Annotated in this window: 11 protein-coding genes and 8 tRNA genes; 1 reads left to right on the top strand and 18 read right to left on the bottom strand. The window is 47.5% G+C overall.

The window, feature by feature from the left end:
- Positions 1-226: 226 nt before the first annotated feature.
- The 18 genes from DW826_RS07455 to DW826_RS07370 form a co-directional block, all read right to left on the bottom strand.
- Positions 227-2,881, bottom strand: coding sequence for a cation-translocating P-type ATPase (locus DW826_RS07455; RefSeq protein WP_181968020.1), 2,655 nt, complete (start codon positions 2,879-2,881; stop codon positions 227-229).
- Between the two features lie 91 nt (positions 2,882-2,972).
- The gene (gene recJ, locus DW826_RS07450) at positions 2,973-4,694 is read right to left on the bottom strand and encodes a single-stranded-DNA-specific exonuclease RecJ (protein ID WP_117552433.1); all 1,722 of its coding nucleotides are present in this window, start codon (positions 4,692-4,694) and stop codon (positions 2,973-2,975) included.
- 39 nt (positions 4,695-4,733) lie between these two features.
- Positions 4,734-5,282, bottom strand: coding sequence for a SprT family zinc-dependent metalloprotease (locus DW826_RS07445; RefSeq protein WP_117484614.1), 549 nt, complete (start codon positions 5,280-5,282; stop codon positions 4,734-4,736).
- 113 nt (positions 5,283-5,395) lie between these two features.
- Positions 5,396-5,469 (bottom strand) — tRNA-Arg (locus tag DW826_RS07440).
- A gap of 177 nt (positions 5,470-5,646) precedes the next feature.
- Complete coding sequence (locus tag DW826_RS07435; RefSeq protein ID WP_181968019.1) at positions 5,647-7,254, bottom strand: ABC transporter substrate-binding protein; 1,608 nt, start codon at positions 7,252-7,254, stop codon at positions 5,647-5,649.
- Positions 7,255-7,305: 51 nt separating this feature from the next.
- Complete coding sequence (locus DW826_RS07430) at positions 7,306-9,024, bottom strand: M28 family metallopeptidase (protein WP_117552432.1); 1,719 nt, start codon at positions 9,022-9,024, stop codon at positions 7,306-7,308.
- A gap of 299 nt (positions 9,025-9,323) precedes the next feature.
- On the bottom strand, positions 9,324-10,760 hold the full coding sequence (locus DW826_RS07425; RefSeq protein ID WP_117514272.1) for a M20 family metallopeptidase: 1,437 nt from the start codon (positions 10,758-10,760) through the stop codon (positions 9,324-9,326).
- Between the two features lie 170 nt (positions 10,761-10,930).
- The gene (locus tag DW826_RS07420) at positions 10,931-12,367 is read right to left on the bottom strand and encodes a M20 family metallopeptidase (protein ID WP_117552431.1); all 1,437 of its coding nucleotides are present in this window, start codon (positions 12,365-12,367) and stop codon (positions 10,931-10,933) included.
- A 119-nt stretch (positions 12,368-12,486) separates the two neighbouring features.
- Positions 12,487-12,969 (bottom strand): pyridoxamine 5'-phosphate oxidase family protein, encoded by a 483-nt coding sequence (locus DW826_RS07415; protein WP_181968018.1) that lies wholly within the window; start codon positions 12,967-12,969, stop codon positions 12,487-12,489.
- A gap of 281 nt (positions 12,970-13,250) precedes the next feature.
- Positions 13,251-13,574: a branched-chain amino acid transporter permease gene (locus DW826_RS07410; RefSeq protein ID WP_015553864.1), complete on the bottom strand. Its 324-nt coding sequence runs from the start codon at positions 13,572-13,574 to the stop codon at positions 13,251-13,253.
- A gap of 143 nt (positions 13,575-13,717) precedes the next feature.
- Positions 13,718-14,410 carry an AzlC family ABC transporter permease gene (locus DW826_RS07405; protein WP_117484611.1) on the bottom strand — a complete coding sequence of 231 codons (693 nt, stop codon included), beginning with the start codon at positions 14,408-14,410 and terminating at the stop codon, positions 13,718-13,720.
- Positions 14,411-14,524: 114 nt separating this feature from the next.
- A tRNA-Leu gene (locus tag DW826_RS07400) sits at positions 14,525-14,608 on the bottom strand.
- 37 nt (positions 14,609-14,645) lie between these two features.
- Positions 14,646-14,718, bottom strand: a tRNA-Val gene (locus DW826_RS07395).
- Between the two features lie 35 nt (positions 14,719-14,753).
- Positions 14,754-14,827 (bottom strand) — tRNA-Asp (locus DW826_RS07390).
- A gap of 40 nt (positions 14,828-14,867) precedes the next feature.
- Positions 14,868-14,941 (bottom strand) — tRNA-Ile (locus tag DW826_RS07385).
- A gap of 17 nt (positions 14,942-14,958) precedes the next feature.
- Positions 14,959-15,031, bottom strand: a tRNA-Thr gene (locus tag DW826_RS07380).
- A gap of 7 nt (positions 15,032-15,038) precedes the next feature.
- Positions 15,039-15,110, bottom strand: a tRNA-Glu gene (locus DW826_RS07375).
- 53 nt (positions 15,111-15,163) lie between these two features.
- Positions 15,164-15,236, bottom strand: a tRNA-Asn gene (locus DW826_RS07370).
- Positions 15,237-15,669: 433 nt separating this feature from the next.
- On the opposite strand from DW826_RS07370, the gene DW826_RS07365 reads away from it, so the two are divergent.
- Positions 15,670-16,257, top strand: coding sequence for an HD domain-containing protein (locus tag DW826_RS07365; RefSeq protein WP_015553866.1), 588 nt, complete (start codon positions 15,670-15,672; stop codon positions 16,255-16,257).
- The last annotated feature ends 193 nt before the right edge of the window (positions 16,258-16,450 follow it).

The following is a 16,450-nucleotide window of genomic DNA, read 5'->3' as shown; positions in this document are numbered from 1 at the left end:
CTCCTTATCCGCCGGGAATGTCTGGCTCATCTGCCTGTTACCGTCTGAAAAAGACTACTGATCTTCCAGAACCGATGTACAATGCGGACAGCGTGTCGCATGAATATTGATTTTCGTTTTGCAGTACGGGCATTCTTTTTCCGCAGATTTCACCATTATTTTACCAATTTTTTTCTCTGTTGGGAATACCCGGAGACCGTTTTTTTATCTCTGTGCCTGTTTTTTATCATTCCGCCGTTTTAGACGGGTTGAATATATGTGTCAGGAAAATAAACATCTCATGGGCGAACAGCGGCATGGCCGCAAGCACGAGCAAAGTTTTCCATTCCCCGGCATTCAAACGCACCGTCTGAAATGCCGCAACCAGAGCCGGCTGTTCCGTCACCATAAGCTGCAGAGCAAATCCAATGAATACTGCAGCGATCATCAGAGGGTTCCCTCCATGATCCATCCGAAATACAGATTTTTCCACATCACGCATTCCGATCGCATGAAAAAGCTGTGACAATCCAAGAACCGTAAATGCGTATGTCTGGCAGCATGCAAGAAGCTTTGGAGACTGTAAGACGTCCGCCACCGCTGCCGGGGTCAGCTGCCGTCCGCTGCTTACAAGAAGCTTTGCAGGAACGATCAGAAACGCGGTCAGACTGATCAATGCGATCAGGAAACCGTAAAACAACGTACAGACTCCGCCGCCATGCGCAAACAGGCTCTCTCCTTGCTTTCTCGGTTTTTCTTTCATCAGTTCTCTCCCGTCACATACATCTGTCCCCAGGGCCAGAGCCGGCAACGAATCCGTGATCAGATTGATCCACAGGATATGACTTGCCTTAAGAGGTGCCGGAAAGGAAAAAAGGATCGCAAAAAACATGGTCATGATCTCACCAAAATTCGATGATAAAAGAAAAATGACCGTCTTTTTAATATTGGCATAGATCTCTCTTCCTTCCCGGACAGCTTCCCGGATCGTTGCAAAATTGTCGTCTGTCAATACTATATCTGCTGCCTGCTTTGCCACATCCGTTCCGCTCATTCCCATCGCGATCCCGACATCCGCCGCTTTTAAAGATGGGGCATCATTGACTCCATCCCCGGTCATCGCCACGATTCCGCCGTTTTTTTTCAATGCCCGGACGATCCGTACCTTATGATCCGGAGAAACTCGTGCAAATACCCGGATCTCCGAAATCTTATCAGCAAGCTCCCCATCGCCCAGGCAATCCAGCTCTGACCCTGTCATGCACTGAGAGGGAGAATCCGCGATCTTAAGCGTTCTTGCGGTCGCAAGTGCCGTATCCTTATGATCCCCTGTAATCATGACGGTCGTAACACCTGCATGGCGGAATTCTTCCACTGTTCCGGAAACCTCCGGACGGACCGGGTCCTCAAGCACTGCCATTCCCAGAAAGGTCATTCCCTTCTCGGAAAGATCCTTTCCCTCCTTTACCGCCGCCCCAAGAACACGCCCACCGGACGCAGACATTTTTTCTGCCCGCCTCATGTACCATGTTCGTTTCGATGCTCCCATCGGATGAACTCCCATTTCGTCCCGGTAGGAGGTGCAATTTCCAAGAATCATGTCCGGTGCACCTTTCGTGAACGAAACTGTCCGCATTCCGTTTTGATGCACCGTCGTCATACACTTTCTCTCCGAGTCAAACGGACGCTCCGCAATTCTTTTCCACGCATCCCGGATCTGTTCGGACTGTTTTTCCCCATTCCTTGCATTTTTATCCGCATATAAAAGAAAAGCTGCTTCTGTAGGATCTCCGATGATTCCGTGCTTTCCCCATCTTGCATCATTGCAGAGTAAAAATGTTCGTAAAAGCCACTCTCTGTCCCCATCCAGATTCCGCACCGTCATCTGATTTTTTGTCAATGTCCCCGTTTTGTCCGAGCAAACCACATTAACCGCTCCAAGAGTTTCCACAGAAGGAAGACGTCTCACGATCGTATGTACCTTCGCCATCCTCGAAACAGAAAGCGCAAGGACGATCGTCACCACAGCCGGAAGTCCTTCCGGAACTGCTGCCACAGCCAAAGAGATCGCTGTCAGAAACATCTCCCCAACATCCCGCTTCTGCCAGACTGCCGCCAGAAAAAGGATCGTACAGAGACCCACAGCCAGAATACTAAGAAATGTTCCCAACTCTCCCAACCGTTTCTGAAGCGGTGTAATCTCTTCCGGTGTTTCATGGATCATTTTCGCGATTCGTCCGATCTCAGTTTGCATCCCGGTATCTGTAACAATCCCTTCACCGCGTCCGGCAGTCACAAAGGTTGACATATATGCCATATTTTTTCGATCACCGAGAGGTGTTCCGGTCGAAGCCACATACTGCGCATCCTTTTCCACCGGTACAGACTCTCCGGTAAGTGATGCCTCCTGTACCTTCATATTTTCCGAACGGATCAGTCGGAGATCCGCCGGTACCTGCTGACCGGCATTTAAAAGCACCCTGTCGCCCGGCACCAGCTCCGCCGCGTCCATCTCCAAAAGCTTTCCGTCCCGCCGGACAAGCGCCTTCCTTGTTGTCAGCTTTTTTAATGACTCCAGCGCTTTCTGGGCCTTTCCCTCCTGAATCACACCAACCGTTGCATTGAGCAGCACAACTGCTGCAATGATCACCGCATCTCCTCGTTCTCCAAGAAATACAGAAATTCCTCCTGCCGCCAAAAGTACATAGATCAGCGGATCCATCAATTGCGAAAGCATCCGTTCTGCCACAGACGGAGGCCTTTTCTCCTCCAGCTCGTTCCGCCCATACTCCCGAAGCCGCTTTGTCGCTTCCTTCCCACTCAATCCCCCGTCATCCGACGATCCCAGCAGCATTTTTGTCTCAAAAACAGAGCACCGTTCAAAATCCCCCGGCTTTTCCATAAAAAAATTCTCTCCATCCTCTTTTGCTCAAAGCAAGTTTATGAGGATGGAGAGGAAATCATGCCTGCATTCCCATTCTCCGACTGACCGATCAACGAAATTTATAATTTTTTATGATCGCCTGCAAGGTACGTGTCCCATTATATTCATTTACATCCGGATAATAGATCATGTCGATCGTATTCTGCCCTGTCTGCTCTTCCAAAAAACGATCTCCATCTGCAAACAGCAGACCATCGAACGGATGTCCAGTGTTCGTCACAAGATTCATTTTCACGACATTTCGATTTTTTCCAAGAACACGTACATTTCGAATCGTCAGACTTTTCTGGGCAAACAACGGTTTTTCATTTCCCTGCCCGAATGGTTCCAGACCTTTGAGCTCATCCACGATTTTTTCATTCACATACTCAAACGGCATCGGAACATCGATCCAGATCTGCGGAACGAAATCATCTTCCGTAAGCTTTGCATTTTCATTCAGTCTTCTCCTGAACTCATCAATATCACTTTCCTCAATGGAAAGTCCCGCTGCCATTGGATGCCCGCCAAATTTCACCAGCAGATCCGACACCTCGCAAAGCCCCTGGTACATATGGTATGCCTCTATGGAACGTCCGGATCCCTTCGCACTCTGCTCGCCTCTCGTCAGCACAAAGGATGGCTTATGGAAATGCTCCCGGAGTCTTCCGGCTATGATCCCGGCAAGTGATTCATGGCACTCCGGCAAGAACACCACCAGCACCTTATCCGACATGTAGAAACGTTCTACCTGTTCGATAGCCTCTGTTTCTCCCTTTGCCGTCATATCCTTTCTCACATCATTGAGTTCCTTTAATTCATCCGCCAGCCCACTGACCCGGTCCGGATCCTGTTCTAACAACATCCGGAGCGCAACCTTCGCACTTTTCAACCGTCCACCTGCATTTAAGCACGGTCCGATCACAAAACCAATGTGATATGCGCTCAGATTGTTTATATCCAGATTATTTTTCTCTACAAGCATTCTGAGACCGGTGTTCTTCGTCGAACCGATCTTTTTCAGTCCATATTTGACGATCAGACGGTTTTCATCCTGCAGCTTCATGACATCTCCCACGGTCGCAATGGCCGCAAACTCCAGAAGCTCCATCCACTCATGCTCCGGAATTCCAAGATCCTCATAGATCACGTTTATAAGCTTCCATGCTACGACCGCACCGCAAATTTCATGGTACGGATACGTCTCCCCGTCCTGCTTCGGATCAACCACTGCATCTGCCGGCGGCAGAATCTGTCCATAAGCATCTACCGGTACTTCATGATGATCGGTCACCACAACCGTCATGCCAAGCTGCTTTGCGATGCTGATTTCCTTTAATGCCGCGATTCCATTATCACAGGTCACAAGTGTATCGATCCCGTCCTCTGCTGCCTGACGGATGATGGATTCATTGATCCCGTAGCCATCCCGGATCCGGTCCGGTATCTCATAATCAATCTGCCCATTTCCGGCAGCACGGTGAAAGCCCTTGAGAAGAATATATGTTGAACAAACACCATCAATATCGTAGTCGCCGATGATCCGGATTTTTTTCCCTTCTATCAACTTCTTTTCAATGATCCCCGCAGCGGTCTCCATTCCCTTCATCTGTCGCGGATCATAAAGATCATCCAGTGTCCCGTAAAGATACTTTCTCATCTCACGTTCATCCAAAAGACCTCGGTTTCGCATGATCCGAACAGCCACCGGACTCACCCCCAGACGCATCGCAAGCCCGTTAAAATCTGCCCGTTTTGTCTGAAGCATCCAGATTTCTTTCTTTTTCTGCATCGTTTCTCTCCCTCTTTGCGCTTCCTCATTCCGGCACGTTCAATACTTCTGGCCATTTTCCTTCAGCCATTGCCGCCGTTTTCGATAGTCCGGCAGAATCTTCTCCACTTCATCCCAGAATTCCGTGCTATGGTTCATCTGGAGCCGATGGGCAAGCTCATGGACCACAACATAGTCCAGAATCTCCTCCGGCATCAGAACCAGCTTCCAATTAAAATTCAGGTTTCCCTTTGCACTGCAGCTCCCCCAGCGCGTCTTTTGCTCCCGGACCGTGATCGATCCATAGGAAACGCCCATGAGCCCTGCGTAATAACAGCATCGTTCTTTTAACACGTTTTCCGCTCGTTTTTTTCCTTCAAGACGTTCCGTTTCTGTGTAGGACGGACGCACTGCAAGGATCTGTTCTCCGGCACGGAGCCTTACCTCGATCCAATCCCGATGACTCTCCACAAACCAATCCGCAGTCTCCGGCGGTGTCCGGAAAGGAGCACGCACCGTAATCGTTCCGTCAAGCTCCACCTTCAAAGACATGGAACGGCGCCTGGACCGGACCAGCTCATATGTAAAATGTTCCGTTCTTCTTTTCATGATTTCCTCCAGAAGCTTCTTCCTTTTTCACTGCACAAGTTTCACAGAAAGTTCCATCAAAAGTTCCCATGAAATCGAAAAAAGGCATCTGCAATTGCAGATGCCTTAATCAGCGCGCCAGAGAAGATTCGAACTCCCGACACTACGGTCCGTAGCCGTATGCTCTATCCAGCTGAGCTACTGACGCACGCTCTCTGAGTTTCAGATGTCTGTCACTCAACAAAAAATATTCTACTATATATTTTCTTCTTTGTCAACACTTTTTAAATTTTTTTCAATTTTTTTCTTTTCCCTTACATCAATATCATAAGCCGCAAAAAAGCTTTGGGGCCATCACGCCAAAGCGTAACAGCCCCGTCCTTTTTTACTTCTCGTAATAGCAATCTCCCAAATAATGGAAGGACGTATTTTTGTTAAATTTGAATCCCTTAAGGTCTGATCTTCTTCCTACCATGCTATATTTGTAATACAGAGGTACCCACGGACAGAGCTCATTTAAGCGAACCTGAAGGTCTTTATATATCTGGAGGCGTTTTTCTTGATTTGTTTCCACCGCTGCAGCATCGATCATTTCATCTACCTTATCATCTTTGAGATATGCACGATTGCCGCTCATTCCACAGTTTCTTGAATGGAATAACTGAGTTACACTATATGCCGGATCACAAGTAGTATTTACCCAGCCAAGAATCAGGAGATCATGTTCTCCGGCATTGATCGCATCCTGAAATGCTCCCCATTCATACACATTGATGTCTACATTAATGCCAACCTGAGCTAACTGAGCCTGAACTACCTGTGCAGCACGACTTCGTACTTCTCCGGATACGTACATCTTAAGATCCAGTCCATTTTCATATCCTGCTTCTGCAAGAAGTTCTTTGGCTTTTTCCAGATCCTGAGGATATGGCTTTACGTCCTCATTCCACCCAGGCACAGTCTTTGCAACAACGGAGGTGGCTACTTCGCCGCGACCTTCTACAATCGTATCTACGAATTCCTGACGATTCGTGGCATAATTGATCGCCTGACGTACCCGGACATCATCCAATCCTTTTTTAGTTGTGTTCATAGCCATAAATTCTACAGAAGGTGCCGGCCAGCTTTCCAGAACAAGATCTTTACAGTTCTCAATATTGACAGCATCCACCGGATCTACGGCTAAGATCACATCAATCTCCCCTGTTTCCAGTGCGATTGTACGAGCACTTCCTTCCGGAATGATCCGGGTTGTAATCGAAGTGGCTGTAGCAGGTCCATCAAAGTAGTCATCAAACCGGACCAACGTCCAGTGGTCATTCGGAACCCACTCTTTAAACATAAACGGACCTGTTCCGATCGGAGCTTCTCCATATGTATCGCCAGCCTCTGTTACTGCCTTCTCTGATAAGATCTTCATACTGGTATCATTAAGGATATACAGGAATGCTGGACACGGATTTGAAAGATGGATCGTCACCTCGTAATCCCCGTCAACAGAAACATGATCAATGGCTGATGCATTAGACATTGCTTTTGGCATGGTCTTGGCACGCTCTAAACTGAATTTCACATCGCTGGCCTTCAGTTCATCTCCATTGTGAAACTTTACGCCTTTCCGCAGTTTAAATTTGTACTTTGTGTCATCCACAATCTCAAAACTCTCTGCCAGATCCCCTACAGGCTCACGGTTATCATCAATTTTGATCAAACCATTATAAATATGGAAATTCAGCGTTGCAGATGGTGAATCCACCCCCACCTGTGGATCCATAGACCGGATATCGCTGCTATTCGCCGAAATAATGTCTGTCCGTCCAATGGACTCTGGTTTTTTCTCTGACGATGTTTCCGCACCGGATGAAGCCGATGTCTCCGCCTTTGAATCCGCTGTCGATGTACCGGAGTTTCCCCCACTCTGTCCGCAGCCCGACAATACCATAGCCCCGGCCAATGCCAATGCCGTCAGTTTTCCATACATCCTTTTTCTCATGCACATGTCCTCCTTGTTATTATATTGTTACATAATTTTTTCCTTCTCGCTTTATTTCCCCCATCCAGAGATCCATTTCCGGCAATTCTCCGCAACTACGTTCATCTGTCCTGTAAGCCGGTTTCTCTGACGCACAAATCTTGTCTGGACTGCCAAATAATAATCTGCTTCTGTATTTTCCCTTGTCAGACCCTCTGCCATAGCAAGTCCGGCAAACACCGTTCCCTTTACCGCCGGATCCTGATGGTATGGGCTGGATGTCGTGTACATGATCCTTGCCAATTCTCCCGCTATTTCCATGATGACATCGTCTGTATGTTTCTGATTCTCCATAGCGTTTTCAAGATCTGCAACCGCTTCCTTCAGGCTGCCGATCGCCCTCCAGACCGGAGAAAGATCAAATTCCGCACTAAGCTTCTGTTCTATAGAACGAAGCTCGTTTTCCATAAAGCTGACAAACCCGCTCATCTCTGCAGGAAGCTTCTCACAATTAGCGAAAATGGCGGTCAACTTTGTAATGACTCTTGTATCTCGCAGTGTCACCTCCGGATCTACCTTATCAAAGGTATCCTCTTTCGTATGCCACCAGGAAAATATTTTATGATCCTGTTTTATAAACTGCGGCATCATAGCAAACGGAATATCCGCTCCCCAGAAGGTCTGATCTGCGAATCGTACCATCGGCGTCGGTGCCTCCGGTTCTTTATCATTAAACTCCCTTAAAAACTCTCGGTCAAAGGCTTCGCCCTCCAGCATAGATGTCCGCATTCCAACCACATCCGAACCTTTACAGCCGCAAATATCCATATTAATGTGGGCCACACAATTTTCTTTCAGATCTTCCCAATGGTGATCATAATACCAGGTCGATCCGGAATAACGGGCATCTGAATGACCGGACCACCAGGCAAGCACTACAGACCGCTCCAGATGTTCCTGATTTTCTTGAAATACCCTGGCAATCTCCATCATAGCAGCATTGGCAACGCCATTATCCGTTATCCCCTCATACCAGGAATCATAATGACCGGAAACCAACACATACTTATCCGATCTTCCCTGAATACGTGCTACCGGCATGGTACTGGAAACGATTGACTGACACATTTCAACGTTAAGGCATGCCGTCAGTGGACTTTCTTCCAGTTTTTTCTGCAATTCCTTTCCTGCACTTTTTGTGATTTCCACAAACGGAATTCTCGGATAATGACAAGCCAGATCCTCCGGCTCAGGTGTTCCCCATACACCTCCAAGCGTTCCATGGTGTGCCAGATCCGCATGCCAGATTGTGATCACGCCCAAAACTCCGGCACGTTTTGCCTCACATGCAAACGCAAAGCTGTTCTCATATGTCAGAACGATCTTTCCGGCAAATTCTGCCATTCTCGCTCTCTGCTCCTTCTGGCTGCAGCCTCCGGTTGCGCTGATCCGGTCGAAAACCAGTTCAGCTTCCAGATTTTCCGCTGTTCCACTATACACATACGGAGTCAGAGGCACGATTGCTTCCGAAGAATCCCCTTGGATCCGTATGGATGCTTCTCCCGGAAGGCTTCTATATACCTGATAAATTTCCCGCTCTACCGGGATTCCCAGTTCTTCCATTCGTTTTGCGATTCGTTCTGCCGCTTTCTCTCCATCCTCAGAACCTGTATAGCGGTCCAGGTAACTGAAACACTCTACATCCTTCATGATTCTGGATATTTCTAAGGCTTTGTCAATTTTTTCAATAAGCTTATTTCCTTCCGATGAACAAAGACTCATACCCTGCATGTTCTAATTTTCCCTTCTTCTTTCCCCATTCATTTGGGCACGATCCATTTCTTGTGTATTTGTCTGTTTTGTTGTAAAATAATTATTTTTGTCCTCAGTATTTAAGCATATTATACAATATCAATTTTTATATCGTCTAATGCTTAATTCGAATATTATATATAATTTTTGCGAATACGATATAATATACTGAAATTATATTCAATTTGTACTATATGCAAAAAGCCCCCGGAGAATCCATATCTGATTCTCCTGGAGCTTTTTCCTAACGCTAAAATATCTAAAAAATGACTATGTTTTTACCAGAGTTCCGGTTTTGCATCCTTCGGAAGCGGATTCGGATATGTTTCACCGTCCAGCTCTTCCAACCAGTCCTTATGAGCCTTTTTGATGAGCTCCGGATTTTCCAGAAGATCCGCTCCTGTGCATGCCATGACTTTTGCCGCCGTCAGCATGCCCTTATGGGCAACACTTGCCTTTCCCTGAGCAACAGCCTGCCAGGAATGAAGTGCTGTTCCTGCCGCATAGCAGCACACATTTGTCTGCACCGTCGGAACCACCCAGCTCACATCACCGACATCGGTAGAGCCACCACCGCCATATGATTCGCTCCGGTCCAGTTTAAAATCCAACAGTGGCATATCCAGGACTTCCTTCCGCTTGTCCTTTTCAACGACATGAGCGATCATGTCCTTTAAGCCCTCTTTGTCTAACTCCGTAACGACCTCTTTGAATTTTCCCGCGTACGCCAGCTCCTCTTCCGTATATCCGATCGGAATAAAATGGTCAAGATTTTTGTCCATGACCTCTTCCAGAACATCATTTCCGATCACGTTGGAATAAGCGGCAACCTGACGAATATCCACAGTCGTTCCCGTGATCAGCGCCGCGCCCTTCGCGATATCGCACATCCGCTCATAAAGCTTTTTGACCTGAGTTACCTTTGGTGCGCGGATCGCATAGAGTACCTGTGCCTCCGCTGGAATCACATTCGGGGCAATTCCACCGGTGTTTGTGATCGCACCATGAACTCTCGCTGCGTCGATCATATGCTCTCGCATATAATTCACGCCAATGTCCATGATCTCCACTGCATCCAGCGCAGAACGTCCAAGCTCCGGCGCTCCCGCCGCATGGGAGGAGATTCCATGGAAGGTAAAGAACACACGGAAATTGGCAAGGAATTTATCGTCTCCCATTGTTTTGTTCGTCGTGCTTGGATGCCAGGTGATAGCGATATCACAGTCATTGAAATATCCGTCCCGGACCAGATATGCCTTTCCGCCCGCATTCTCCTCCGCCGGACAGCCATAGTAGCGGATCGTTCCCTTCAGGTCTTTTTCTTCCATATAGGACTTTAGTGCATCGACAGCCGCCACAGATGCCGTTCCGAGAAGATGGTGGCCACAGCCATGTCCATCTGTTTTTCCTGCGATCGGACGACGCTCCGTGCAGTCTGCTTCCTGCTGAAGACTGGAAAGAGCGTCAAACTCACCAAGAAATGCGAGGACCGGCTTTCCGCTTCCCCACTCGGCAATAAACGCTGTCTTCTCTCCGGCAAGGTCAGCCCGGATTGAAAATCCGCGAGACGCAAGGTATTCCTGTTGTACCCTCGAAGATTCATATTCCTGAAAACGAGGTTCCGCATATCCCCAGATCTCATCCGCCATAGATGTATATGTGTCCTTCTGTTTCTCCACCAGTTCAGAAATTCTATCTTGATTCTTTGTTTCCATGCTGTCCACTCCTTCCTGTGTAATCCTTGTTCCTGCCACACACATTTCCATCAACAGGCACTATGTGCAACACTTCCATAAGCAGAAGCTTGTTATACCTATTTTTTTAGGCAGTCTTCTGAAAACCATCGCCCTTGATGGTTCTCATTCCGACTGCCTGATCTATCCTATTACCAGATCGATGGTTTTAAATCTGCCGGAAGCGGATTCGGATATGTCTCTCCGTCGAGCTCTTCCTTCCAGTCTGCCTTTGCCTTCTCAATTAATTCCGGATTCAGAAGAAGTTCCGCGCCGACATACGCCATAACCTTCGCTGCCGCCAACATCCCTTTATGAGCAATCGAAGATTTTCCCTGTGCAACAGCCTGCCAGGAATGAAGCGCTGTACCTGCTGCGTAACAGCTGGTATAGACCTGTGCTGTCGGAACGACCCAGCTGACATCTCCGACGTCCGTGGAGCCGCCACCGCCGTAAGCACTGTTTTTATCGACAATAAGATCCCACATCGGCTGCTCTAAGAGCTCCTGTTTATGCTCTTTTCCTCCGATCACTGCCGCCTGATCCTTCATTCCTTCTTTATCCAGCTCTGTGATCACACCCTGGAATTTCTTTGCATATGCAAGCTCTTCCTCCGTATAGCCGATCGGAACCACATGCTCCAGATTCTCCTGAACAAGATCCGCCAGTGTATCATTATTGATCAGGTTGGAATATGCTGCAACCTGCTTGATATCAACGGTCGTGCCTGTGATCAGAGCCGCGCCCTTTGCAATATCGCACATCCGCTCATAAAGCTTCTTGACCTGTGTTACCTTTGGTGCACGGATCGCATAGAGGATCTGTGCCTCAGCCGGGATCACGTTCGGAGCGATTCCGCCGGAGTTTGTGATCGCGCCGTGAACTCTCGCTGCATCGATCATATGCTCTCTCATATAGTTCACACCGATATCCATGATCTCAACGGCATCCAGCGCGGAACGTCCAAGCTCCGGCGCCCCGGCCGCATGGGATGAGATTCCGTGGAAGGTAAAGAATGCCCGGAAGTTTGCCAGATGGAATCCGCCCTTCATAACTTTATTCATTGTGTATGGATGCCAGGTAATCGCGATATCACAATCATCAAAATATCCATCCCGGACCAGATATGCCTTTCCACCCGCATTTTCCTCCGCCGGACAGCCATAGTAACGGATCGTTCCGCTCATGCGATTCTCTTCCATATAAGTTTTTAACGCATCAACAGCCGCTACCGACGCTGTTCCGAGAAGGTGATGACCACAGCCATGTCCGTTTGTCTTTCCCTCGATCGGGTGACGTTCTGTGCAGTCTGCCTCCTGCTGAAGGCTGGAAAGTGCGTCAAACTCACCTAAAAATGCGAGGATCGGCTTTCCGCTTCCCCATTCCGCGATAAATGCGGTCTCTTCTCCTGCGAGATCTGCCTTGACGGAAAATCCTCTCGCTTTTAAGAACTCCTGCTGAAGCTTCGTGGACTCGTACTCCTGAAATCTCGGCTCCGCAAAACCCCAGATCGCGTCACTGATTTTTGTATATTCATCGCGTCTCTGATCGATCGTCGTGCCGATCTCTTTTCTAAAATCTGTTCCCATATGTATATGCTCCTTTCTATGTTTCCCTTATCCATCAGAACCGTACAGGCACGTTTCCGGCTCTCTTCACCTCTTTGTCCCACATGGGCTTCCGTTCGTGCACACACCCGCCCCTCATGTTATTCATGTCTTTTTCCAGTGACGTTCTCAGTTACGATCTTCCAGACCGTCACTGCGTTCACCATTGCCTCCGCGAACGAGTTCTCTTCGAATGCCTTCTTCTGACTCATCTGATTCATGAGGCTCGCCAAAGCTTTTTTCTTCGATGTGAGATCTTCCACGAAATATGCAGTTCCGTTTCCGCAGATGCTCTCAAAGCTTGTCGTCGACTTGCAGGCTGCGTCATAATCGATCTTCAGGCTATTTTTCCCGTAAATACAATATGAAACCTGAGGATTCTCTCTGATCTTATCAATCTTCGTCCCTTCCTTCGCTCCGTGAAAATACAGAACCAGCTTTCCTTCTTCCACTTCTGCACCATAATTCAATGGAATTAAATAAGGACATGACTCATCGTGGAACGCAACGGTGCACACAGTCTCCCGTTTCGCGATCGCCACAATATCAGCCATGTCCTTCAATTCTCTGTCACTTCGTCTCATCCAGACCTCCATTCCAGTCATAAAGATCCTACACTTTTGCCATTCTCCATTTCGATCCTTCAGGATTTTCATCGAAATTCCGCATTCAGTGCCATCCGCCAGACTTCCCGTAAGATGAGACTATCATATCATAATTTTTTTAATATCTCAAGTAATATACCGTTATCTTGTTCCTTCTGTCTGAAATTATCCCTCAATTCAGAATACTAAATTGCAGTTCCAGCACCACCGCAGACTGATCATGACCCATGATCACAATTCCAGAGCTTTCTCCTCTTATCCTAAAATACGGCCTGAATCAAAAACATATAAAGTACAGTTCCTGCCGCAATACTGAGCAGTGTATTCCTCTTCCATACATGCAGCCCGACAACCACTGCGGAAGCTGCAATCTCCGGAATTCCATGAGATCCCGCAAAAAAGCTCACATTTTTCAGGCAGTACACCACCAGCATCCCCATGATCGCATACGGAAGAACTCCCGATAAATATGTAATGTATCCGGGGATCTCCTTCTTCCTGCCGAATATCACAAACGGAAGAAATCTTAAAACAATCGTTACTGCAACGCATACCGCGATCAGTGTGACCGCCCTCAAATCCATCCTCTCTATTCCTCCTAAATCAAGCAAAATCCACTGCTACCGCTGTATTGTACGGAATTTTCAGTTCGGAAATTTCCTACCCGTGTGCAGCAACCTGGGCACTGTTTTCATACTATTTCCTGTCCTTCGGAAAATGTCATGAATTATGCCGTCATCTGGCTGCTCTCAGTTTTCTTACTCCCACGCATCAGCGTCAAAATCACCGTGATAGAGATCATCGACGGGATCAGAAAGGCTGATGCCCCAAAGATCAACAGACAGATCACGGATGCAGCAACACCTGCAACGGCGCTTCTGTGATCCTTCGTGCTCATCCACTGTTCCGTAAATACCACCAGAAACAGAGCTGTCATCGAGAAATCGATCCCTTCCGTATTGATATTCAATACACTCCCGAGCACCGATCCCATCACGCTTCCAATTACCCAGTAAATCTGGTTCAACAGCGAGACAAGGAAGAAATATTTCTTCTCCTCGACCCCCTCCGGTACATCTCCACTGCACACCAGCGAATACGTCTCATCCGTAAGCGCAAAGATCAAATACGGCTTATATGGTTTTGTGTCCTTATATCGTTCCAGCATGGAGATTCCATAAAATAAATGTCTTGCGTTGACCATCAGTGTCATAAGCGCCGCTGAGATCAGCGATGCGCCACCTGTTATCAGATCAATTGCCACATACTGCATTGACCCCGCATAAATGAACACACTCATCGCGAGCGCCCAGGTGATGCCGTAGCCCTTCGCTCCCAGCAGCATTCCAAATCCGATTCCCAGAACGATATATCCCGCCATTACCGGAATTGATCGTTTCAACGCATATCGAAATGTCATATCTGTTCTCCTATCCATATTATTTCGAGATCTCTCCTGTTCATCTCCATCACGCTCCCATAATTCGGGTTTTTCGTTAAACAAAAAAAGAGCTTGCAAAACAAGCTCTTTTCATGCCGGTGACCGGACTTGAACCGGTACGGGGTTGCCCCCGAGGGATTTTAAGTCCCTTGCGTCTGCCTATTCCGCCACACCGGCAGACATATAAATATGTCGATGATGGTTTCCCATCAAATGGGACCTATAGGGCTCGAACCTATGACCCTCTGCTTGTAAGGCAGATGCTCTCCCAGCTGAGCTAAGATCCCAGATATGAAATTAATAATCCTTATTTCCAAGGAAACGACCCGGATGGGATTCGAACCCACGACCTCCGCCGTGACAGGGCGGCGCTCTAACCAGCTGAGCCACCGGGCCAAATATTTTATCAGTTGTATGAACCTTTTACCAGGTAGAGTGGACCTTCAGGGACTTGAACCCGGGACCGACCGGTTATGAGCCGGTTGCTCTAACCAACTGAGCTAAAGGTCCATAAGTTTAGGACTAAAAGCCGATGATCGGACTCGAACCGATAACCTGCTGATTACAAATCAGCTGCTCTGCCAATTGAGCCACATCGGCACATCAATGACCCCAAGGGGATTCGGACCCCTGTTACCGCCGTGAAAGGGCGATGTCTTAACCGCTTGACCATGGGGCCGCGTTCATTATTTGTACCAGAAGCTCATATCCATGAAACTGGCAAAATAAAAACTCCCCGAGTAGGACTCGAACCTACGACAGCGCGGTTAACAGCCGCGTGCTCTACCGACTGAGCTATCGAGGAATATTTCCTTTGTTCTTAGCTGTTCCTTAAGAACAGTGCTATTATATAATATGTTTTCGCATCTGTCAACCCGTTTTTTATATTTTTTGAAAAATTTCTACACTTTATTTTCCGGTATGTTTTATCCTTATTTTATCAGTATTCTCACCCGTTCATGCCTTGCTTTGAACTTCCAGCAACTATTCAGTACCTTCATAGTTACAAGCAAAAATCCATTTCAGATCGGCTGCACCGATGGGATTTTTGTCTTCCAGATTATGTTTTCTTACGGTCTGCGCAGCAAGTGCGCAGATCTACGGAACAGTTACAATTCCCATTCTAAAAAACCGCTGTACTTTTCTCTCATAAATTGGTAGGATAAACTCATCAATCCTCTGGACTCATCAAAAAACACACCCTATAGGTCAATTTACATATCGGGAGGCAAACATTCATGGATAAACGTTTAAAACAACAGTTAGATTTTGTACTTGAGATTGATAAAGAAAAGAATATCCTGCGCCAGACACATCTCTCCGGCCATGGCCGCCGGGAAAATGACGCAGAACATGCCTGGCATATGGCCATCATGTCCTACCTTCTCCGTGAGTATTCCAATGAATCCGTAGATATCGCAAAGGTCATGCTGATGTGCCTGATCCACGATATCGTGGAGATTGATGCAGGTGACACCTTCGCCTACGACGAGGAAGGTCGCAAGACCCAAAAGGCCCGCGAAGACGCTGCTAAAGAGCGTATCTTCTCCATCCTACCGGAGGATCAGAAAAATGAGCTCATCGCTCTCTTCGACGAGTTTGAGGACTGCGAAACATCTGAATCCAAATATGCCCATGCCATGGACAATCTTCAACCGCTTCTCTTAAATCACAGCAATAACGGTGATGACTGGAAGCAGCACCAGATCACCTCCAAGCAGGTCTACGGCCGCCAGAGCAAGACGAAACTCGGCTCCGAGCGTCTCTACGAAATTACGGATCATCTGATCCAGGATGCAATCAAGAAAGGTTTTGTGAAAGAATAATAAAAAGAGTCCTCATAATAACACTTCAAATCAATTTAAAGCTACTACTATGAGGACTCTTGCGTCAATCCAATTTAAAGCTACTACTATGAGGACTCTTGTGTCAATTTGCGCTTTGCAAAAAAAGACCAGACATCTCTGCCTGGTCTACTCACACATACCTTCAAAACCACATATTGAAATCCATCTTTAC

Source organism: Clostridium sp. AM34-11AC, from assembly GCF_003435375.1.
Lineage (GTDB): Bacteria > Bacillota > Clostridia > Lachnospirales > Lachnospiraceae > Pilosibacter > Pilosibacter fragilis.
This window is presented reverse-complemented; position numbering and strand designations above follow the sequence as displayed.